Source organism: Stenotrophomonas sp. RG-453 (genome assembly GCF_033843685.1).
Classification (GTDB): Bacteria; Pseudomonadota; Gammaproteobacteria; order Xanthomonadales; family Xanthomonadaceae; genus Stenotrophomonas; species Stenotrophomonas bentonitica_A.
On the sequence record NZ_JAMYED010000009.1, the window covers coordinates 126,757 to 146,441 of the forward strand.

The following is a 19,685-nucleotide window of genomic DNA, read 5'->3' on the forward strand; positions in this document are numbered from 1 at the left end:
AATCAATGGACTGTGAACCCTCGGCGACGATTTGTTGACTACGCGGGACGTCGCTGCCGAAAACGGTCCACAACGCCTTGCACGCCGCGCGCGTTGCACTCGATGAATCTTTCAGATTCGATGAAACCGTGTGCGCACCTACCGTTGGCGAGTGCGGTGCGCAATGCATATCGACATGCCTTCTGGTTCTGGATCAAACCAATGTCGTGACCCAGAACATTCTCCAGATCTCCGTGCCGTTGATCGCGGTGATCGCGGTGATGGCGGCGACGGCGGCGACGCCAACGATGGCAGCGACGCCAGAGTCGATAGAGGCCAGCGACGCCAGCGAAGGTCATGTTCGACCGGCGGGCTTACCCGCGAGCAAGGCGGTTGAATGCGGCTGCTCCGGGCATTTGCACGTTCATGCGCACTTCAATAGAATGTGCATCAACACGCAGACGCAGCACAGGCCGCTTTCGCCATGACACCCGCCCCGGACACGCTCCCCAGCGAACGCCAGCAGACCATCCTCGGCCTGCTCCAGCAACACGGCCGGGTTCTTTCGGCCCAGCTGGCAGTGGACCTTCAGGTCTCCGAGGACTCGATCCGCCGCGATCTGCGCGATCTCGCGCAGCAGGGCCTGTGCCGGAAGGTGTATGGCGGCGCACTGCCCGCAACCCCGGACTTTCCCCCGCTGAGTGCCCGCCAAACCGTGCAGAAAACGCAGAAACAGGCACTGGCACGCGAGGCCGCCGCTCAGATCCGGGCCGGCGACACCGTTCTGCTCGATGCCGGTTCCACCAACAGCGCCATCGCCGCCTGCCTGCCAGCACTGGAAGGCCTGCATATTCTGACCAATGCACCGGATATCGCGCTCACCCTGATGGCGCGCGGCGGCATCGAGGTCACGCTGATCGGCGGCCGCCTTGACCCTCGCATCGGCGCCACCGTGGGCGCGCAGGCACTGGAGGCCATGGGCGGACTACGCGTGGATCTGTTCTTCATCGGCACCTGCGCAGTGGATGCGCAGCAGGGGCTGTGGGCAGTCGATGGCGAAGAAGCCGCCCTCAAGCGGGCGATGCTGGCCGCCAGCAGCCGCTGCGTGGTGGTGGCCACCAACGACAAGCTCGGCGCCCAGGCGCGCCATCGCATCGGCACCGTCGATGACATCGATGTGCTTGTGCTCGAAGCCGATGCGCCTGCGCCGCAGATCGACGCATTCGTCCGTCGCGGCGTGGATATCCAGCTCGCCTCGCGCCGTTGACACTTTCCCAGGAATCTCCAGACCAATGACCCCGCTCTCTTCCGTTGCCGCCCGCGGGCAGCAGCACGCCACCCGCGCTGCCTTTTTCCTGCCCGGCTTCGCCACCGCTGCCTGGGCGCCGCTGGTCCCGTTCGCCAAGCACCGCACCGGGCTGGATGAAGGTTCACTGGGCCTGGTGCTGCTGTGCCTGGGCGCCGGCTCGCTGCTGGCGATGCCGATCGCCGGCATGCTCGCCGCACGCCACGGCTGCCGCGCGGTCATGATCGCCACGCTGGTGATGGTGATCGCCACCCTGCCCCTGCTTGTCGTCGCGCCCTCGCCGCTGACCCTGGGCCTGGTGCTGTTCGTGTTCGGTGCCGGCGTGGGCGCCTGCGATTGCGTGATGAACATGCAGGCGATCATGGTCGAGCGCGACAGCGGCCGGCCGATGATGTCCGGCTTCCACGCCTTCTACAGCATCGGCGGTGCCGTCGGTGCCGGCGCGATGACCGCCCTGCTCGCGTTCCACCTGCCGCCGTGGCTGGCCTGCCTGCTGGCGTCTGCGGTGATGGCCGCGCTGTTGGCCCTTTCGCTGCCGCACTGGCGGACCGACAAGGCCCCCAGTGATGCGCCGATGTTCGCGGTGCCGCACGGCGTGGTGCTCGCGATCGGGGTGCTGTGTTTCGTGGCGTTCCTGGCCGAAGGCTCGGTGCTGGACTGGAGCGCGGTGTTCCTGCATGAAGTGCAGCAGGTCGATCCCTCGCGCGCCGGCCTGGGCTACCTGGCCTTTGCCATCGCGATGACCGTGACCCGTCTCGTCGGCGATGGCGTGGTGGCCAGGCTCGGCCGCCATCGTTCGATCCTGATCGGCAGCCTGGTCGCGGCGTCGGGCTTCGCGCTGGCAACGTTCGCTGCCTGGATGCCGCTGGCCCTGTGCGGTTATGCCCTGGTCGGCCTGGGCTGCGCCAACATCGTGCCGGCCCTGTTCTCGATGGCCGGCAACCAGAAGGTCATGCCGGAAAGCCTGGCCATCCCGGCGATCACCACGCTCGGCTATGCCGGTGTGCTGGCCGGCCCGGCACTGATCGGTTTCGTGGCGCAGGCCAGCAGCCTGGTGTTCGCCTTCAGCGCGGTGGCGGTGACGCTGGTGCTGGTGGGGCTGTGCGCGCGGTGGGTGCGCGCCTGAGACTGCCCTGACTGTTCCTCGCTAACGCCCGTAGCGCGCGAGGATCACCAGCGCCAACAGTGCGATCGCGGCCAGTACGAGCAGCATCAGGAAGATCATGCGATAGCGCCCGGCCTTGCCTTGTTCGCGGTGGATGCGCTGGCGGTAGGCCGGATCGCGCAGATACCGCACCGGGCTGATCCTGAACAGCGGGGCCAACAGCAGATCGATCACCTCGAGCATGCGCGCCTCCTTGGCTGCGCCGGCGGCCCGGCGCAGCCCCAGACTTGCACGCAGAAGGCACCCGGGCAAGCGCAGCATGGGCGTGGCAGCGGCGGGCGTTACCATCAGGCCACTGTTTACCGGATGCGCACGATGACGGACCTGTCCTTCGACCCCCGCCCGCGCCGCGCGGCCTTCCGCGCGTTGCACGATGACGGCTGCTTCGTGCTGCCCAACCCGTGGGACGCCGGTAGCGCACGCTATCTGCACAGCCTCGGTTTCCAGGCACTGGCCTCCACCAGTTCCGGCTATGCGTGGAGCCAGGCCCAGGCCGATGGCACGTTGACGCTGGAGGAAACGCTCGCCCATCTCCACTCCCTCGCCGCCGCGACCCCGCTGCCGTTGAACGCCGATTTCGGCGATGGCTTCGGCACGCTGCAGGAGGTCGGCCGCAACGTCGCCCTTGCCATCGCCACGGGCGTGGCTGGCATCTCCATCGAAGACGCCAGCCCGGACCCGGACCATCCGCTGCGCACGCTGGACGATGCCGTGGCCCGGGTGCGCGCGGCGCGCCGTGCGATCGACGAGGCCGGAGAGGACGTGGTGCTGATCGGCCGTGCCGAAAACTTCTTCGTCGGCCGCCCGGACCTGGAGGATGCGATCACGCGGTTGCGCGCCTATGCCGAGGCGGGTGCGGACTGCCTCTACGCACCGGGCATCAGCACCCGCGAGCAGATCGAGGCGGTGGTGGCCGCAGTGGCACCGCGACCGGTCAACCTGCTGGTGGGCAGCGCGTTGCCGTTCACCCTGCAGGACATTGCCGCCATGGGCGTGCGCCGGGTGAGCGTTGGCGGTGCGATGGCGCGTACTGCCTGGGGCGGGATGATGCGCGCCTCGCAGTTGCTCAAGGACGAAGGCCGCTTCGACGGCTTCGCGGACGCGGCCTCCGGCACGGTGCTGAACCAGTTGTTCCGCTGAGCGGGATCAGTGGCTGGACAGCACCACCACCGCCGCGGTGACCAGCGCAATGCCCACCCAGCCGATCGGGCGCAGACGATTGCCGAACAGCACGCGCCCGCACAGCGCGGTGCCGATCACACCGATCGCACCCCACATCGCGTAAGCGGTGGCCAGGTCCAGGGTCTTGACCGCCTGGCCGAGCATCGCGAACGCGATCCAGACCAGCACGATCGCGGCGACGCCCCACGCTGGCTTACGGAAGCCATCGGACTTGGCGACCATCATGTTGGCGGCGATGTCGATCAGGGCCGAGCAGACCACGAACAGAAAGGCGGTGAGATTCATGACGTGTGCTCCTCGCCGAGCGTGACGCAGACGATGCCGACCGCCGCCATCACCAGGCCGAACATCTGCTGCACCGACAGGCTGTCCTTGAACACGAAAATACCGACCAGGGTCAGCAGGGTCAGGCCGAGGCCTTCCCATACCGCGTAGGCGACACCGACCGCGATGCCTCGCACCGACAGCGCAAGGAAGTAATACGAAATGGCCAGGGCCACGGCCATCACGGCATAGCCCACATAGCCGCCATGACGGGCGGCATCGGCCATGAACGAGGTACCGACCACTTCGGCGACGATCGCCACGGTCAGGCAGGCCCAGGCGATCAGGCCGCCGCGGGCACGGGGTTGCGAATGCACCTGTGTGTGCATGGAAAGCTCCTTGATTGCGGCCGGTGCGCGCCGGCGGAATGCCGGGCACCGGGGCATCGGCCGGGATGGCGGATGCGCATGCGTCGCTGCTGGCCGGGTGACATGGCTGCCGACACCGGGTCGGCACGTGGCCCGGTAAATCGGGCACGCAGTCCGGTAAATCCGGGCATGCAGTCCGGTAGGTACCGACCGTTGGTCGGTACGGCAGCCGGTCAATGGCACCCAAGCGACGCGCCCATTATCATCGTCTTTTCCATCAGTCCCAAGATGGAATCCATCGACAAAGGCGATACATCCATGCGCTACGGCCCCGAATCACTGCACGCGTTCGTCGAGGCCGCGGCCCTCGGCTCGTTCTCCGCCGCCGCACGCCGTTTGAAGAAGACCCAATCCACCATCAGCACCGCGATCGCCACGCTGGAAGCGGATCTGGGCCTCACCCTGTTCGATCGCAGTGGTCGTTACCCGGTGCTGACCGAAGACGGCCGCAAAGTGCTCGGCCATGCGCAGGAAATCCTGGCCGCCGCCGACCGCCTCGAGCAGCTCAGCATCCGCCTGGCCGACGAGGTCGAACCGCGCCTGACCCTGGTGTTCTCGGACATCTACCAGCTCAATCCGGATCAGCATCTTCTGCGTCGGTTCGAGCATCGTTTTCCGGATATCGAACTGGAATGGCTGGATGCCGAAGGCAGTGACGTGCTGGACGTGGTGCAGCGCGGCCGTGCCCATCTCGGGCTGATGCCGCATCAGCCGGCCTACCCGTCCGAACTGGCGGTGCGCGCCCTGCCCCTGCGTGCGGAGATGGCGGTATTCGTGGCCGCCGCTCACCCGCTGGCCGCCGTGGCCGCGCCGGAGGAATTGCACCTGGCCGGTCATCGCCAGATCTGCCTGAGCGGCGACGCCTGCCGTGAGGGCCACGCACGCGGGCGGACGTGGTCCGCCTCGGACTACCTGATGGTGCTGGAGATGGCCGAGGACGGCTTCGGCTGGGCCGAACTGCCGCGCGCGCTGGTCACGCGCTACGGCCGGGGCATGCTGGTGGAGCTGCCCCTGCCGGGCTGGCCACGGCTGGTTTCCACCGATGCGGTGTGGCGCAAGGGCGCGCCGCTGGGGCCGGCCGCGCTGTGGTTGCTGGATCAGTTCCTGGGGGCGGCCAACGCGTAATCGATCGCCGCGCAGATCGCCGCCACCTGGGCATCGTTGCACTGCTGCGGGGTGGCGCGCGGGCTGTCCGGGTACACCTCGGTGGTGGTGGTGAAGGTCGCACCGCTGACACTGGCGCACAGACCCAGCTTTTCCAGCGGATATTCGATCACGCCGGGGGCGACCACCGGCGAGCCGATGATTTCGCCCTTGTCGTCAGCCGGGGCGATGTGGGTCACCCGTTCGACGGCCGCGTTGACGGCGGTCTGGAACGCAGGCTGCGGGTTCTCGCTGTCATCGACCAGATAGAAACCATCCGGGATCAGACCCGGCTCGAACGGCTTGCCGTCGCGCGCGGCCAGGGCCGGGCGGAACTCGGTTTCATCGCTGTCCGTGGTTTCGTGCAGGTCGATATGCATCACGATACTGCCCTTCAGCGGCGCGACGAGAGCAATCAGCGCGGCCGCTTCGGCCGCCGGGCTGTTGACCATGAAGGAGCGGTTCGGATCGATCGCCTCGGCGTTCCAGCGCTGGATGCGCTCATAGCCCCACGGGCTGACGCAGGGCACCACCAGCAGATTGGCGCGCCCGGCGTACTCGGCCGCGCGGGTCTGCAGGAACTGAAGGGCACCCTGCACGCCACTGGTTTCGTAGCCGTGGATGCCGCCGGTGACCAGCATCGTCGGCAGCGCGGAGTTCCAGTCGCGGCTGCGCACGGCGAACAGCGGGTACTGGTCCGGGGCGTAATCCAACGTGCCGTACTGGCTGACATCGAAGCGGCCGCGCAATGCCTCCAGCACCGGCAGCACGTCATCGGCATAGCGCCGCTGCGGCACCTGGCGGGCACGCCACTGCGCCTTCTCTTCAGCGCCCCAGGGCTGGCCAGGGGTACCGATGGGATAGAAGGAGGCGTTGGTCATGGCGTGCTCGTCTGTGTTGCGGTGTGGAAGCGCGATTTTACCATTGCCGCACCAGGCAGCCCCGCTTACGCGTGGGCGAGCGCCGCGATCGCTGCATCGACAGGCTGGTCGCCTTCGGTCAGCTCGATGATCGTCCGCCGCAGCTGCGGCTGTTCCAGCAGCGCGACCAGGGTGGCGGCCACATCGGCGCGCGGGATATCGCCGTAGGCGATCGCCGGTCCCGCGGTGACGCGGCCGGTGCCTGCTGTATCTTTCAAGGTGCCCGGGCGAAGGATGACCCAGTCCAGATCGGTCGCGGCAAGATACACGTCGGCGCGTTTCTTGACCGTCATGTAATTCTCGAAGCCCTCGCCCATGGCCTTGTTGCGGCCGGCTTCGGGGAATGCCGAGACCAACAGGAAACGACGCACGCCCGCCTGCCGGGCGGCATCCACGGCAAGTTCCAGGCCGCGGCCGTCGATGGCGTTGGTCACGTCCACGCCTGCGCCGCCCGCACCGGCGGTGAAGACCACCACATCGCTGCCCGCCATGCTGCGGGCGAGCGTGTCCACGTCGATGGCGGTGAGGTCGCCGGGGACCGGCGTGGCACCCAGCGCGCTGAGTTCATCGCCCTGCCCGGCACGGCGATGCAGCGCGAGCACGCGATGCTCTCTTTCAGCCAGCTGCTTGACGAGATGACGACCCACCTTGCCGGCCGCGCCGACGATGAAGACAGTGCTCAAGACGGTTCTCCTGTTTCGATCCAGCGGCAAGCCTACGCAGGCGGATGTGACACGACCGTCCCCATCGCGCGCCGACGTTCAGCCGCCGCTGTACTGCGCGTCGCTGACCTGCTCCATCCACGTCACCGGCGAGCCGTCCACCGCTTCGGCGATCGCGATATGCGTCATGGCCGTGGTGGCCTGCGCGCCGTGCCAATGCTTGACGCCCGGTGGAATCCAGACGATGTCGCCCGGGCGGATCTCGCGCGCGGGCTTGCCCCACTCCTGGACGCTGCCCACGCCTGCGGTCACGATCAGGGTCTGGCCCAGCGGATGGGTATGCCATGCGGTGCGGGCACCGGGCTCGAAGGTGACCGTCGCTCCGCCGACCCGTGCCGGCGCATCGGCCTGGAAGGGCGCATCGATGCGGACGCGGCCGGTGAAGTAATCGGCCGGGCCGGCCGCCGAGGCGGCGCTGCCGGCGCGGGCGATGCGGATGGGCGGCGCTTCGGCGGGCGCGGTGGCGGCCATCGAAAGCGACAGCGCGGCGGTGAACAGGTCCATGAAGCGATCTCCTGTGGGGAGTGACGGAGCACGCCGCCGGGACCCTCACTCTAGGCCTGGCCCCGCGCGGGAACTACCCATCGCAACCGGGATGCAGCCATGACTGATCCTCATCAATGGGTAAACAACGCTACTTGAGTTCATCAGTCGGGCCCGCGCATCATGGGCGCGCATGACTGCCATGCGCCCTCGGCCCCCGCTCCATGGCCCGCGAGAATTTCAACGATCTGCAGGTGTTCGTCACTGTCGCGCGCGAGCGCAGCTTCACCCGCGCGGCCGCCCAGCTCGGCGTCTCGCAGTCTGCGCTGAGCCACACCGTCCGCGGCCTGGAAGAGCGCCTGGGCGTGCGCCTGCTGACCCGGACCACGCGCAGCGTCTCGATGACCGAGGCTGGCGAGCGGCTGTACGACACCGTCGCGCCGCGCATGCAGGAGATCGAGGCCGAAGTGGCCGCGATCAGCGAGTACCGCGACCGCCCGGCCGGCACGATCCGCATCACCACCGCCGAACATGCGGCCAACACGATCGTCTGGCCGCGGCTGTCGGCCGTGCTGCCCGCCTACCCCGACCTGCGTGTGGAGCTCACCATCGACTACGGCCTGGCCGACATCGTCGCCCAGCGCTACGACATCGGCATCCGTCTGGGCGGGCGCGTGGCCAAGGACATGATCGCCGTGCCGATCAGCCCGCCGCAGCGCATGGCGATCGTGGCCAGCCCGGCCTACTTCGCCACGCATACCGCGCCGCAGGTGCCGGCCGATCTGGCCGCACACAACTGCATCGGCATGCGCCTGCCAACCCACGGCGGGCTGATGGTGTGGGACCTGGAAAAGGACGGCGAGGAGGTGAACGTGCGCGTGGACGGCCAATGGACCTTCAACGGCAGCAGCGCGATCCGTCGCGCCGCCCTGGCCGGTGCCGGACTGGCCTATCTGCCCGAGGACATGGTGCACGAGGACATCGCCGCCGGTGCCTTGCGGCGTGTCATGCCGGACTGGTGCGATCCCTTCGACGGCTATTACGCCTACTACCCCAGCCGCCGGCAATCCTCCAGCGCGATGCGCGTGGTGATCGAAGCATTGCGCGCAGAAAGGTAGAGCCGACCGTTGGTCGGCTGACGCAGCGCCACATCCCACGTAGAGCCGACCGTTGGTCGGCTGAGGCGGCGCCACATCCCACGTAGAGCCGACCGTTGGTCGGCTGACGCAGCGCCCCGGTCAAGGGCAGCCGACCAACGGTCGGCTCTACCGGTCCTTCTCAGGGGCGCAGCAGCACCTTGCCGTTACGGCCTGGCTCCAGGCTGGCCTTGGCGGCGTCGGCCACCTCGTCCAGACCGAACACACCGTCCACCGGCAGACTCAGCCCGCCACCCGCAGCCAGCTGCAGCAGCTCCCCGACCAGGCGCCGCTTGTCTTCCGGCGCCATCGCCTGGCTGACCTTGCTGCCCCAGAAGCCCTTCACCGTGGCCTGTTTGAAGATCACATCGCCCGAGCTGAGCTGCATCGGCTCACCGGTCATCGAGCCGAACGACACCAACGTGCCGCCATCGCCCAGCAGGGTCATCAACTCACTGCTGGCGCGCCCGCCAACCGAGTCCACGGCGGCGGCGATCGATGCCTTGCCGACCGTGGCCTGCACCTGGGCCATCCAGTCGGACTGCGCGGTGGAAATGGTGTGGTCGATGCCGAGTCCGGCCATCTCGGTCACGCCCGCGTCGCGCCGCACCAGGTTGATGCAGTGCACGCCACGTGCCTTGGCCAGCATCGCCAGCGCCTTGCCGACCGCGCCGTTGGCCGCGTTCTGGAGAATCCACTGGCCTTGCTTCACCTGCAGGAACTCCAGCAGCATCAAGGCACTGAGCGGCATGGCGATCAGCTGTGCCGCCGCGTTGTCATCAATACTGTCGGGCATGGGAATGACCATGCGCGCCGGCGCGATGAAGTACTCGGCCCAGGTGCCGTGCACCGACGCGGCGCTGACGCGCTGGCCGACCTTCAGGCCGTCGACGCCTTCGCCCAGCGCGTCGATCACGCCGGTGCCTTCGCTGCCACCGACCGCGGGCAGCTCGGGCTTGTAGCCGTACTGACCGCGCACGGTCCACAGGTCATGGTTGTGGATGGGCGCCAGCACGGTGCGGATGCGCACCTCGCCGGCCGCCGGGGCCGGCTGCGGCACGTCGCCGCCGTGCAGGACCTGGGTCGGGTCACCGAAGGTGGTGTGGATGGCAGCGCGCATCAGCCGCGCGCCTTCATTGCGATGTTCATGGGGTATCTCCTGCAGAAAGAATCAACGGCGATGACGATGGGCGGCGACGATGGCGCGCGGCTGGTGCCAGGCGCGCACGCGCAGCCAGATGGTCTGGATCACCACGACGATGATCAGCACCAGCGCCAGGATGGCGATGTTGTGGGCCCCCGGCAGATCCCAGCCGGACTGCTTGACGTACATCCCGGCCAGCGCCCAGATGACGGCGGCCGGATAGGCGAAGTGCCCGCGCAGCAGCTGGTTGACCACCAGCACCAGCAGCGTGGCCAGCACCAGCAGCACCAGGCTCCAGCCGAGCATGTTGTCGGTCGGCAGCCAGCCATGGGCGACGATCACCTGGGCGGTATTGAGGAAGGCCGCCAGCGACAACCAACCGGCATGCAGCGCCAACGGATAGGCAGCCCACGCACGCTGGCCACCCGGCGCGGTGACCGGCGAGGCGCGGTAGGCGGCCACGATCACGCAGAGCAAGGCGGCCCAGATGATCGCCAGCGCCGGGAGGAACCACTGGTTGGAAAACACGGGCATCCAGGCGGCGGTCAACGCGAAACCGGCCGCCGCCCACGGGCGCACCCCGGTGATGTCCGGCTTGCGCAGTCGCAGCTGCCAGAATCCGAACAGCACGTCCCACAGGAAGATCAGACCCCAGATCGCGAAGGCATAACCGGCCGCGACCAGCAGGGTCGGGTACTGGTCGGACACTGCACCGTTGGTCGGGCCGAACGCGCCGGTCTGTGAGAACCACGCCACCACGGGCATGGCCAATGCGGCCAACAACACGATCCAACGCATGCATCCACTCCAGCTGAAAAGAGCGGTGACGATACGCGGTTCAGGGTTAAGGCGTTGGGAGGCCACGGATTGCAAAGCCTTACTAACATAGCCTCTGCTATATTGCGGCCGTGGATATCCAACGGCGCCCAGAAAACGCCCCCGCCTGGCCGTCCTCGGCCGGGCATACGCCCAGCCTGGGCGAGATGAACGCCAGCGTCGCGGTCCCGAGTGGCGGTCACTGGTGGTTCCGGCTGCTGGCCTTCCTCGGCCCGGGCTACATGATCTCGGTCGGCTACATGGACCCGGGCAACTGGGCCACCGACATCGCCGGCGGTGCGCAGTTCGGTTACCTGCTGCTCTCGGTGATCCTGCTCTCCAACCTGATGGCGATCGTGCTGCAGGGGCTCTCGGCGCGCCTGGGCATCGCCACCGGGCGCGATCTGGCGCAGGCCTGCCGCGACCACTATTCAAAGCCGGTCAACCTGGGCCTGTGGCTGCTGTGCGAGATCGCGATCATCGCCTGCGATCTGGCGGAAGTCATCGGCACGGCAATCGCGCTGAAGCTGTTGTTCGGGATCCCGCTGCTGGCCGGCGCGATCATCACCGCGGTGGACGTGGTGCTGGTGCTGCTGCTGATGAACCGTGGGTTCCGTGCCCTTGAGGCGTTCGTGATCGCGCTGCTGCTGGTGATCTTCGGTTGCTTTGCGATCCAGATCTTCATCGCCGCCCCGCCGCTGCAGGCGGTGCTGGCCGGGTTCATTCCGCACGCGCAGGTGGTGACCGATCCCAGGGCCCTGTACCTGGCGATCGGCATCATCGGTGCCACCGTGATGCCGCACAATCTCTACCTGCACTCCTCCATCGTGCAGACCCGCGCCTACCCGCGCACGGATGCCGGTCGCCGCAGCGCGCTGCACTGGGCGGTGACCGACAGCACCATCGCGCTGATGCTGGCGTTGTTCATCAACGCCTCGATCCTGATCCTGGCGGCCGCGGTGTTCCATGCGCATGGCCGGACCGATGTGCAGGAGATCGAGCAGGCCTACGAACTGCTCGCGCCTATGCTGGGCGTCGGCCTGGCCTCGACGTTGTTCGCGGTCGCCCTGCTCGCTTCGGGCATCAACTCCACCGTGACCGCGACGCTGGCCGGCCAGATCGTGATGGAAGGTTTCCTGCGGCTGCGGATCGCCCCGTGGGCGCGGCGGCTGATCACCCGCGGCATCGCGATCGTGCCGGTGGTGGTGGTCACGGCCATCTATGGCGAGCAAGGCACCGCACGGTTGCTGGTGTTGAGCCAGGTGCTGCTCTCGATGCAGCTGCCGTTCGCGGTGGTGCCGCTGGTGCGGTTCGTCTCGGACAAGGCCAAGATGGGGGCGCTGGTGGCGCCACGCTGGCTGATCGTGCTGTCGTGGCTGATCGGCGGGTTGATCATCGTGTTGAACGTGAAACTGCTCGTGGATGTGTGGCGGGGCTGAGGCCTGGCTACTTGACCTCAACGTTGGTTGAGGTGGCACAGTGCATTCTCTTCATACCACTGGCACGCCCAGATCGAGCCGTTCAATGACCGATACCTCGCAGCACGCGTTATGGAATGGCCCGGCCGGTGAGGCCTGGGTGGACGCGCAGCGCCTTCTCGACCAGATGTTCGCGCCGCTGGCCGACCATCTGCTGGCCGCGATCCCGCCGGGCGACGATCTGCGGGTGCTGGATGTCGGCTGCGGCACCGGCGCAGTGGCGCTGGGCATGGCCGGGCGCCTGGGGCCGGAGGCACACGTCACCGGGGTCGACATCTCCGCCCCGATGATCGCCCTGGCGCGCGTGCGCGCGCAGCGCGCCGGCCTGGCCGTGGAGTTCATCGTCGCCGACGCGCAGCAGCACGCATTCGCCCCGGGGAGCCTGGACCGGATCGTGTCGCGCTTCGGCGTGATGTTCTTCGATGAGCCGGTGCAGGCCTTTGGCCAACTGCAGCGCGCCGCCAGACGCGGCGGGGTGCTGCAGGCGCTGGTCTGGCGTGGGGCGGACGAGAATGCCTTCATGACCACCGCCGAGCGCGCCGCGGCGCCCTGGCTGCCGTTGCCACCGCGCCAGCCCGGCGCACCGGGTCAGTTTGCGTTTGCCGATCAGGCCCGGGTCGAGCAGATCCTGGGCGACGGCGGCTGGGAGGATATCGAGCTGCTGCCGCTGGATGTCGTGTGCCGGATCAACCGAGCGGATCTGGCGACGTACGTCTCGCTGCTGGGACCGGTCGGGAGCGCACTGCGCAACAACAACCTAGCTGCGGACGTACGAACGAAGGTGCTCGAGGAGGTGCTGCATGTCTTCGAGCCGTTCGTCGACGGCGAGTCCGTAACCTTCACCGCGGCCTGCTGGGACGTGCGCGCCCGCGCGTGGTGACCACCGGGCGGATCCATCCGCGCGGTGCGCGCCTGCACGGTCCATGGCCATGCGACGGCGTGGGGAGTGGCCTGCAGCCCGCTTACGTGCCGGCCTCGGCCAGCCGAACGCGCAGCTTCTCGACGATATCCTGTTCGCTCATTGCATAGCCGTAGACGTCCTGCAGCTGGCCGTCAGCACCGAGCAGGAACCACGAGGCCGTGTGCTCGAAGGTCGCCCTGTCCCCTTCGCCGACGCGCCGATAGCTCACGCCCAGGCTCTCGGCGATGGCGCGGGTACCGGCCTCGTCGCCGGCCAGGCCGAGGAAGGTCGTATCGAAGGCCGCCAGGTACTCGCGCAGGTGCCCGGGCGTATCGCGCTGCGGGTCGACGGTGATGAAGGCCACCTGCAGCTGCTCTGCCGCGGGGCCCAGCAGCCGCTTGATCTGCACCGCCTTGACCAGGCTCAGCGGACATACTTCGGGGCAGTGGGTGAAACCGAAGAACAGCAGCGTCGGCGTGCCCTGCAGGTCGCGGATCGCAAGCGTTCGGCCGTCGCTGCTCTCCAGCTTGACCGCGCCGAGTGCCGCCTGGCCCATTACCGGTGCCTGATCATCGGCGCAACCGCCCAGCAGCGCCACCGTCATGATGCCCGCCGCGACCCAGCGCCTCACTTCGCCGCTCCGTGCAGCACCAGGCCATCGCGCACGCTGAACTCCACCACCTGCGGTGCACTGCGGGCGAACTGCAGCCTCACCCGCACCGTCTGCCCGGCCGACAACGGCCGCTTCGGCTTGAGCAGCATCAGATGGTAGCCGCCGGGCTCCAGCGCGACGGTCTGCCCCCCCGGCAAAGCCAGGCCATCGGGCAGCGCCTGCATGCGCATCACTTCACCGTCCATGCGCATGGCATGGATCTGCACCTCGGCGAACATCGAGGACGCGGCCGACAGCAGCCGGTCATCAGCGCCGCCGTTATGCAGCAGCACATAACCGGCGGCGACATTCGCCGCCGGCGGTGGCAGGCGGACCCAGGGACCGCTGACCGACACCGTTGCCGCGGTGTGGGCCTGCGGGGCCGCAGCCACCACCGGCATCACGGGAGAGGAGAGCAGCAGCCCGGCCAGCAGGGTTGCGCAGGATGAGCGGCTCATGGCGTGCCCGACATCTGCATCGGCATCATGTTGAGGTTGGCGTTGTGCATCACCCACAGCGAACCGGCCACCACGATGGCGATCAGGAAGGCGGTGCACAGGAAGATGCCGGTGTTCTCGCGCTGGCTGCGCCCTGCCCCGATATGCAGGAACAGCACCAGCTGGGCGACCAGCTGCACCACGCACAGCACCACGATGGCGGTCAGGCGCAGCGGCTGCGGCACCAGATCGGTCATGACCACGCCGAACGAGGCACCGGTGAGCACCAGGCACAGCAGCAGGCCGAGGAGGTAGCCCGTCAGGGTGGCGTGGCCGCCACCGTGATCGGCATCAGGCGCGTTCGCGCTCATACAAACTCCCTCAGGTAGACGAAGGTGAACACACAGATCCAGATCAGATCCAGGAAGTGCCAGAACAGGCTCAGGCAGGCCAGGCGGCGACGCACGATGCCGTCCAGGCCGAACTTCAGCACCTGGTGGATCATGATCGCCAGCCACAGCAGGCCGAAGGTGACGTGCAGGCCGTGGGTGGCCACCAACGTGAAGTACGCCGACAGATATGCACTCACGTCCGGGGTGGCGCCTTCATGGATCAGCTCGGCGAACTCATACAGCTCCATGCCGATGAAGACCGCACCGAGCACGCCGGTCACGGCCAGCCAGCCCACCACCTGGTTGCGCTTGCCGGCCTGCATGCCGAGCATCGCCAGGCCGAAGGTGAAGCTGCTGAGCAGCAGCACCACCGTTTCGGAGAGCACGAAGCCCAACTTGAACAGTTCCTTGCCACTGGGGCCATCGGCCGTCCCGTTGAGCAGCACGCCAAAGGTGGCGAACAGCACCGCGAAGATCAGGCAGTCGCCCATCAGGTACATCCAGAACCCGACGACGGTCTTGTTGCCGTCGTCGTGGTGCTCATGGGCGTGGTCGTGGTGACCGGCCGCGAGCTGCCCGTGCTGCGTGGCAGCGGTCAGGGTATCCCCGCTCATGCCTTGGCTCCTTCCATCTGCGCGAAGTGCGCGTCTTCGATGCGCTTCACCTCGGCGGCGGGCACGTAGTAATCCACGTCACGGTCATACGAACGCAGCACGAAAGTCGCGATCACCCCGATCAGGCCGATGCCGGCCAGCACCCACATGTGCCAGACCAGGGCGAAGCACAACACCAGGCTGAACACCGAGATCACCACACCCGACGCGGTATTGCGCGGCATGTGAATGTCCTCGTAGGTGTCCTGGCGCTGCCAGGCACGGCCGTGCTGCTTGTCGTCCCAATGCTGCTCCAGCGAGGTGATCGCGGGGAGCTTGGCGAAGTTGTAGAACGGCGGTGGCGAAGACGTCGCCCACTCCAGGCTGCGCGCATTCCACGGGTCGCCGGTGAGGTCCATGTTGGCCTTGCGGTCACGCACGCTGACATAGAACTGGATGAACATCGCGGCGATACCGGCGGCGATCACCAGCGCACCAATGGCGGCCACGATCAGCCACGGCTGGTAGCCCTCCACGCCATAGTGGTTCATGCGGCGGGTCATGCCCTTGAAGCCCAGCACGTACAGCGGCATGAAGGCCAGGTAGAAGCCGACCAGCCAGCACCAGAACGAAATCTTGCCCCAGCGCTCGTTGAGGGTGAAGCCAAAGGCCTTGGGGAACCAGAAACTGATGCCGGCCAGGCAGCCGAACACCACGCCACCGATGATCACGTTATGGAAGTGCGCGATCAGGAACAGGCTGTTGTGCAGCACGAAGTCCGCGCCCGGGATCGCCAGCATCACGCCGGTCATGCCGCCCAGGGCGAAGGTGACCATGAAGCCGATCGTCCACAACGTCGAGGAGTGGTAGCGGATCCGCCCGCGGTACATGGTGAACAGCCAGTTGAACAGCTTCACCCCGGTGGGGATCGAGATGATGGAGGTCATGATGCCGAAGAAGGCATTCACGTTGGCGCCCGAGCCCATGGTGAAGAAGTGGTGCAGCCACACGAAGAACGACAGGATGCCGATCGACGAGGTGGCGTAGACCATCGAGCGGTAGCCGAACAGCGGCTTGCCCGAAAACGTGGCGATGATCTCCGAGAACGCGCCGAAGCACGGCAGGATCAGCACGTAGACTTCCGGGTGGCCCCAGATCCAGATCAGGTTGACGTACATCATGGCGTTGCCGCCGGCGTCATTGGTGAAGAAATGCATCCCGAAATAGCGATCCATGGTCAGCAGCGCCAGGGTCGCGGTCAGCACCGGGAAGATCGCCACGATCAGGATGTTGGTGATCAACGCGGTCCAGGTGAACACCGGCATCTTCATCAGGTCCATGCCCGGCGCACGCATCTTGAGGATGGTGACGATGAAGTTCAGGCCGGTCAGCGTGGTGCCGATGCCCGAGACCTGCAATGACCAGATGTAGTAGTCAACGCCCACCGTGGGGCTGTACTCGATGCCGGACAGCGGCGGATACGCCACCCAGCCGGTCGCGGCGAAATCGCCGACGAACATCGACAGCATCACCAGCACCGCACCCACGGCCGACAGCCAGAAGCTGAGCGAGTTGACGAACGGGAAGGCCACGTCGCGCGCGCCGATCTGCAGCGGCACCACGATGTTCATCAGACCCACGATCAGCGGGGTGGCCACGAAGAAGATCATGATCACGCCATGCGCGGTGAAGATCTGGTCGTAGTGCTCCGGCGGCAGGTAGCCGGCACTGTCATTGGCGGCGATGGCCTGCTGGGCACGCATCATCAGCGCATCGGCGAAGCCGCGCACCAGCATGACCAGGGCCAGGATGATGTACATCACGCCAATCTTCTTGTGGTCCACCGATGTGATCCACTCGGTCCAGATATAGCCCCACTTTTTGTAATACGTGATGGCCGCGACGATCGCCACGCCCAGCAGCAGCGAGCCCACCAGCGCCGACATGATGATCGGGTCGTGGTAGGGAATCGCTTCGAGGTTCAGCTTTCCAAGCACAATCAGTTCTCCGCGGTACGGCTGGCAGACGCGGCCAGGCTTACGAGTTGGGATTTCGCGCCGGGTTCTTCGCCGGGCAGGCAGATCTCGTCATCGGGCATGCCGCCGTAACGGCGCAGGATGCTGTCGAACAGTCCGGTATCCACGCTGGCGAAGCGCTGCATCGGCGCACCGTGGGTCGGCTTCTCCAGTTCGGCCAGGCGGGCCTGGTCCAGGTGCTGGGCGGTGCCACGCGACTGCGCCAGCCACTGGTCGAAGTCCGCTTCGGTCATCACCCGCGCATCGAACGTCATGTCCGAGAAGCCCGAGCCGCTGTAGGCCGATGACATCCCGGCATAGGTGCCCGGCGTGTGCCCGATCAGGTGCAGGCGGGTCTGCATCGCGGGCATGGTGTAGACCATGCTGCCCAGTTGCGGCACGAAGAAGGCATTCATCATCGACTCGGAGGTCAGCTTGAAGGCGACCGGCGTATCGACCGGCATCACCAGTTCATTGACCGTGGCCACGTTGTGGTCCGGATAGATGAACAACCACTTCCAATTGAGCGAGACCACTTCCACGCGCAGTGCGGGCGTGTCCGACGCGATCGGGCGGTAGGGATCCAGCGCGTGGGTGCTCTTCCAGATCAACACGCCGAGCACCACCACGATCAGGCACGGAATCGTCCACACCACCACTTCGATCGCGGTGGAGTGGGACCACGTGGGGGCGTAGGTCGCCTTCTTGTTCGACTCGCGGTAGTGCCAGGCGAAGTACAGCGTCAGAATGATCACCGGGATCACCACCAGCAGCATCAGGCCGGTGCAGACCAGGATCAGCTGCATTTCCTGCTCGGCGATGCTGCCCATGGGATTGAACAGCTCCAGGTTCTTGCAGCCTGTGAGCAGCGGCAGCAGCGCTGCCAGGCCGAACCAGCGTCCGGCGCGGGCTCGACCGGCCAGCGTGGCGCGGCGAGCGGAGTGTGTAGCGGGGTTCATGCGTGACGGCCCTTCCAACGCAGTGCCGGGCCGGGCGGCCCGGATCATGAAAAGTGGCGAACACCCCCCTGCATGACCGATATGCATGGGGGGTGCCCGCCGCAGCCGCGTACGTTAGGCAACGACATGATCCATACATGATGCGACACACTGTCGCAGCCGCACTCCCGGCCGCGCGTACCATGCGCGCATGGAATGGAGCCCCCTCATCGCCGATGGCCACGGGCCGGTGTACCTGCGCATCGTGCAGGCCCTGGAACGTGCGGTGTGGTCCGGTGCGTTACGTCCCGGCCAGCGCCTGCCCGCGCAGCGCGCGCTGGCCACCGAGCTGAAGGTGGACCTCACCACCATTACCCGTGCCTTCACCGAGGCACGCAAGCGCGGGTTGATCGATGCCCGTGGCCCGCTGGGGTCGTTCGTCGCGCCGCCGCAGGTGGAACTCACCCAGCTGGTGGACCTGAGCATGAACCTGCCGCCCAGCCCCGGCGGCGGCCAGGTCGCCGACGTGTTGCGGCGTGGCCTGTCGTCCGTGCTCACCCGCAGTGATGCGGACAATCTGATGACGTATCACGTGGGCGGTGGCAGCCGCGCCGATCACCGGGCGGCCCAGCACTGGCTCAAACCGATCCTCGGCAAGGTCGATGCCGATACGCTGGTCGTCACGGAAGGCGCGCAGGCGGCGCTGTCTGCCCTGCTGCTGGCGTTGACCGACGCCGGCGACACGATCCTGTGCGAGCCCCTGGTCTACCCGGGACTGCTGCACGCCGCGCGGGTGCTGGAGCGGCGGCTGCACGTGGTCGAGTGCGACGCGCACGGCATGCGTCCAGACGCGCTGGCCCGTATCGCGAAAGAACGCGACGCGCGCGTGGTCTATCTCAACCCGACCGCACAGAACCCCACCGCCCACACGATGCCGCAGGCACGCCGCGAGGCACTGGCCGAGGTGATCCGCGCCCAGCACCTGCTGCTGATCGAAGACGACCCCTACTGGCTGCTGCTGGAGGACGCCCCTGCCCCGCTCGCGCTGCTGGCACCGCAGCAGGCCTGCTACATCTCCACGCTCTCCAAGTGCCTCAGTCCGGGATTGCACACCGGTTTCGTGCGCCTGCCCGACGGCATGGACCGGCAACCGGTGCTCGACGCCCTGCGCGCGGTCAACCTGATGGCGCCACCGCTGATGAACGCCCTGGTGACGCAGCTGATCCTGGATGGCTCCGCGCAGGCCATGCTGAAACTGGTGCAGGACGAAGCGGCCGAACGACGCTATCTGGCGCGGTCGGCGTTGTCGCCGCGGTTCCTGCAGCATTGCGCGGGCGTGCACGCCTGGTGCCGTCTTCCCGCGCACTGGACCGATGCCAGCCTCACCCACGCCGCGCGCCTGCAGGGGCTGGGCATCGCACCGTCATCGGCGTTCACGCCCGACGGGGTGGCGATCAACGATGCGGTGCGGATTTCATTGGGCGCGGCCGCCAACCGGCAGGAACTGCACCGGGCGCTGCGCCAGCTGGATCAGCTGATGCATGTGGCGGCGGCGGAAAGCCCCGGCTGGACGGTGTGACGCCCGCCTTTC

Annotated in this window: 23 protein-coding genes; 9 read left to right on the forward strand and 14 right to left on the reverse strand. The window is 67.2% G+C overall.

Features of this window, described 5'->3' with window-relative positions; translation table 11 throughout:
- Window positions 1-206: 206 nt before the first annotated feature.
- Genes NJD74_RS16935 through NJD74_RS16945 form a run of 3 tightly spaced genes read left to right on the forward strand, consistent with a single transcriptional unit; the run spans window position 207 to window position 2,411 of the window.
- Window positions 207-467, forward strand: a complete 261-nt coding sequence (locus NJD74_RS16935) for a hypothetical protein (protein ID WP_319624640.1) — start codon at window positions 207-209, stop codon at window positions 465-467.
- On the forward strand, window positions 464-1,246 hold the full coding sequence (locus NJD74_RS16940) for a DeoR/GlpR family DNA-binding transcription regulator (RefSeq protein WP_319624641.1): 783 nt from the start codon (window positions 464-466) through the stop codon (window positions 1,244-1,246). Before NJD74_RS16935 ends, NJD74_RS16940 begins: the two co-directional genes overlap by 4 nt.
- Window positions 1,247-1,271: 25 nt before the next feature.
- A complete protein-coding gene (locus NJD74_RS16945) occupies window positions 1,272-2,411 on the forward strand; it encodes an MFS transporter (protein ID WP_319624642.1) in 1,140 nt (379 codons plus the stop codon).
- Between the two features lie 21 nt (window positions 2,412-2,432).
- Here the strand turns inward: NJD74_RS16945 and NJD74_RS16950 are convergent, their stop codons facing one another.
- Entirely contained in the window at window positions 2,433-2,633 is a 201-nt protein-coding gene (locus NJD74_RS16950; protein ID WP_019184625.1) for a hypothetical protein, read from the reverse strand.
- A gap of 123 nt (window positions 2,634-2,756) precedes the next feature.
- Here NJD74_RS16950 and NJD74_RS16955 point away from each other — a divergent pair, with 123 nt between their 5' ends.
- A complete protein-coding gene (locus tag NJD74_RS16955; protein WP_102789302.1) occupies window positions 2,757-3,590 on the forward strand; it encodes an isocitrate lyase/phosphoenolpyruvate mutase family protein in 834 nt (277 codons plus the stop codon).
- Between the two features lie 6 nt (window positions 3,591-3,596).
- Here the strand turns inward: NJD74_RS16955 and NJD74_RS16960 are convergent, their stop codons facing one another.
- The gene (locus NJD74_RS16960; protein WP_019184628.1) at window positions 3,597-3,917 is read right to left on the reverse strand and encodes a multidrug efflux SMR transporter; all 321 of its coding nucleotides are present in this window, start codon (window positions 3,915-3,917) and stop codon (window positions 3,597-3,599) included.
- Window positions 3,914-4,285, reverse strand: coding sequence for a multidrug efflux SMR transporter (locus tag NJD74_RS16965; RefSeq protein ID WP_319624643.1), 372 nt, complete (start codon window positions 4,283-4,285; stop codon window positions 3,914-3,916). Before NJD74_RS16965 ends, NJD74_RS16960 begins: the two co-directional genes overlap by 4 nt.
- A 297-nt stretch (window positions 4,286-4,582) precedes the next feature.
- Here NJD74_RS16965 and NJD74_RS16970 point away from each other — a divergent pair, with 297 nt between their 5' ends.
- Window positions 4,583-5,449 (forward strand): LysR family transcriptional regulator, encoded by an 867-nt coding sequence (locus tag NJD74_RS16970; RefSeq protein ID WP_102789344.1) that lies wholly within the window; start codon window positions 4,583-4,585, stop codon window positions 5,447-5,449.
- On the opposite strand, the gene NJD74_RS16975 is transcribed toward NJD74_RS16970, so the two are convergent.
- The 3 genes from NJD74_RS16975 to NJD74_RS16985 all read right to left on the reverse strand — a co-directional run bounded on the left by NJD74_RS16975 (window position 5,422) and on the right by NJD74_RS16985 (window position 7,613).
- Complete coding sequence (locus NJD74_RS16975) at window positions 5,422-6,348, reverse strand: M14 family metallocarboxypeptidase (RefSeq protein WP_319624644.1); 927 nt, start codon at window positions 6,346-6,348, stop codon at window positions 5,422-5,424. The two genes, NJD74_RS16970 and NJD74_RS16975, sit on opposite strands and share 28 nt — an antisense overlap.
- A gap of 65 nt (window positions 6,349-6,413) precedes the next feature.
- Entirely contained in the window at window positions 6,414-7,070 is a 657-nt protein-coding gene (locus tag NJD74_RS16980; RefSeq protein ID WP_319624645.1) for an SDR family oxidoreductase, read from the reverse strand.
- 78 nt (window positions 7,071-7,148) lie between these two features.
- Window positions 7,149-7,613 (reverse strand): cupin domain-containing protein, encoded by a 465-nt coding sequence (locus NJD74_RS16985; RefSeq protein ID WP_319624646.1) that lies wholly within the window; start codon window positions 7,611-7,613, stop codon window positions 7,149-7,151.
- A gap of 203 nt (window positions 7,614-7,816) precedes the next feature.
- On the opposite strand from NJD74_RS16985, the gene NJD74_RS16990 reads away from it, so the two are divergent.
- Window positions 7,817-8,710 carry a LysR family transcriptional regulator gene (locus NJD74_RS16990; protein WP_319624647.1) on the forward strand — a complete coding sequence of 298 codons (894 nt, stop codon included), beginning with the start codon at window positions 7,817-7,819 and terminating at the stop codon, window positions 8,708-8,710.
- Between the two features lie 160 nt (window positions 8,711-8,870).
- On the opposite strand, the gene NJD74_RS16995 is transcribed toward NJD74_RS16990, so the two are convergent.
- Together NJD74_RS16995 and NJD74_RS17000 are read right to left on the reverse strand one after the other, a co-directional pair.
- Window positions 8,871-9,848: a zinc-binding dehydrogenase gene (locus NJD74_RS16995; RefSeq protein ID WP_070425246.1), complete on the reverse strand. Its 978-nt coding sequence runs from the start codon at window positions 9,846-9,848 to the stop codon at window positions 8,871-8,873.
- A gap of 51 nt (window positions 9,849-9,899) precedes the next feature.
- Complete coding sequence (locus NJD74_RS17000; protein WP_319624648.1) at window positions 9,900-10,670, reverse strand: hypothetical protein; 771 nt, start codon at window positions 10,668-10,670, stop codon at window positions 9,900-9,902.
- Between the two features lie 116 nt (window positions 10,671-10,786).
- Between NJD74_RS17000 and NJD74_RS17005 the strand changes: the two genes are divergently transcribed.
- Together NJD74_RS17005 and NJD74_RS17010 are read left to right on the forward strand one after the other, a co-directional pair.
- On the forward strand, window positions 10,787-12,127 hold the full coding sequence (locus NJD74_RS17005; protein ID WP_070474109.1) for an Nramp family divalent metal transporter: 1,341 nt from the start codon (window positions 10,787-10,789) through the stop codon (window positions 12,125-12,127).
- An 85-nt stretch (window positions 12,128-12,212) separates the two neighbouring features.
- On the forward strand, window positions 12,213-13,046 hold the full coding sequence (locus NJD74_RS17010; RefSeq protein ID WP_070473932.1) for a class I SAM-dependent methyltransferase: 834 nt from the start codon (window positions 12,213-12,215) through the stop codon (window positions 13,044-13,046).
- Window positions 13,047-13,128: 82 nt separating this feature from the next.
- Here NJD74_RS17010 and NJD74_RS17015 read toward each other — a convergent pair whose 3' ends face one another.
- The 6 genes from NJD74_RS17015 to cyoA are packed head-to-tail and all read right to left on the reverse strand — an operon-like array spanning window position 13,129 to window position 18,115.
- A complete protein-coding gene (locus NJD74_RS17015; protein ID WP_083298830.1) occupies window positions 13,129-13,698 on the reverse strand; it encodes an SCO family protein in 570 nt (189 codons plus the stop codon).
- Window positions 13,695-14,177: a copper chaperone PCu(A)C gene (locus tag NJD74_RS17020; RefSeq protein WP_070473930.1), complete on the reverse strand. Its 483-nt coding sequence runs from the start codon at window positions 14,175-14,177 to the stop codon at window positions 13,695-13,697. The genes NJD74_RS17015 and NJD74_RS17020 overlap by 4 nt, the downstream gene beginning before the upstream one ends.
- Window positions 14,174-14,527 (reverse strand): cytochrome o ubiquinol oxidase subunit IV, encoded by a 354-nt coding sequence (gene cyoD / locus NJD74_RS17025; RefSeq protein WP_070473928.1) that lies wholly within the window; start codon window positions 14,525-14,527, stop codon window positions 14,174-14,176. Before cyoD ends, NJD74_RS17020 begins: the two co-directional genes overlap by 4 nt.
- Complete coding sequence (gene cyoC / locus NJD74_RS17030) at window positions 14,524-15,162, reverse strand: cytochrome o ubiquinol oxidase subunit III (RefSeq protein WP_102789309.1); 639 nt, start codon at window positions 15,160-15,162, stop codon at window positions 14,524-14,526. The genes cyoD and cyoC overlap by 4 nt, the downstream gene beginning before the upstream one ends.
- Window positions 15,159-17,138, reverse strand: a complete 1,980-nt coding sequence (gene cyoB / locus NJD74_RS17035) for a cytochrome o ubiquinol oxidase subunit I (RefSeq protein ID WP_102789310.1) — start codon at window positions 17,136-17,138, stop codon at window positions 15,159-15,161. Before cyoB ends, cyoC begins: the two co-directional genes overlap by 4 nt.
- A gap of 2 nt (window positions 17,139-17,140) precedes the next feature.
- Window positions 17,141-18,115, reverse strand: a complete 975-nt coding sequence (gene cyoA, locus NJD74_RS17040) for a ubiquinol oxidase subunit II (RefSeq protein ID WP_102789311.1) — start codon at window positions 18,113-18,115, stop codon at window positions 17,141-17,143.
- A 190-nt stretch (window positions 18,116-18,305) separates the two neighbouring features.
- On the opposite strand from cyoA, the gene NJD74_RS17045 reads away from it, so the two are divergent.
- The gene (locus NJD74_RS17045) at window positions 18,306-19,673 is read left to right on the forward strand and encodes a PLP-dependent aminotransferase family protein (protein ID WP_102789312.1); all 1,368 of its coding nucleotides are present in this window, start codon (window positions 18,306-18,308) and stop codon (window positions 19,671-19,673) included.
- Window positions 19,674-19,685 lie beyond the last annotated feature (12 nt).